Here is an 810-nt window from a genome sequence, read left to right as displayed (position 1 = left end):
CCCGAAAACGGGATCATGCTCCAACTCGTCTGGCTCGACCCCCGCACCCAACCCGGACACCTCCTCATCACCATCCACCACCTCGCCACCGACGGCGTCTCCTGGCGCATCCTCATCCCCGACCTCGCCACCGCCCACCACGCCCACACCACCGGCACCACCCCCACACTCCCACCCGTCACCACCAGCGCCCGCCGCTACGCCCACGCCCTCACCGACACCACCACCCACCACACCCACGAACTCCCCCACTGGCGCCACATCCTCACCACCCCCGACCCCCCACTCGGCACCCGACCCCTCGACCCCACCCACGACACCGAACACACCACCACCCACACCACCACCGAACTCCCACCCCACACCACCCACACCCTCCTCACCACCCTCCCCACCACCTACCACTGCGGCATCGACGACGCCCTCCTCACCGCCCTCGCCCTCGCCGTCACCACCTGGCGCCACCGACACCACACCCCCACCCACACCCTGCTCGTCAACATCGAAGGCCACGGCCGCACCGACCCCCACATCCCCGGCGCCGACCTCACCCGAACAATCGGCTGGTTCACCACCATCCACCCCGCCCTCCTCGACCTCACCGACATCGACCTCCACGACGCACTCACCGGCGGACCCACCACCGGACACGCCCTCACCACCATCAAAGAACAACTCCACACCACCCCCGACCACGGCACCGGATACGGCCCCCTCCGATACCTCAACCCCCACACCGCAACACAACTCCGCAACCTCCCCCAACCCCAAATCACCCTCAACTACCTCGGCCGGTTCGACCACCCGCCG

General features: G+C 68.8%; 1 protein-coding gene. It reads left to right on the top strand.

Features of this window, described 5'->3' with window-relative positions:
• Window positions 1–15: 15 nt before the first annotated feature.
• On the top strand, window positions 16–810 hold a 795-nt coding region (locus tag QM841_RS42840), incomplete at its 3' end, for a condensation domain-containing protein (protein WP_283336790.1).

Source organism: Rhodococcus sp. IEGM 1307 (assembly GCF_030056915.1).
In the GTDB taxonomy this organism is placed as follows: Bacteria; Actinomycetota; Actinomycetes; order Mycobacteriales; family Mycobacteriaceae; genus Rhodococcus_F; species Rhodococcus_F opacus_D.
The sequence above is the reverse complement of the archived record's forward strand: the minus strand, read 5'-3'. Positions and strand labels throughout refer to the sequence as shown.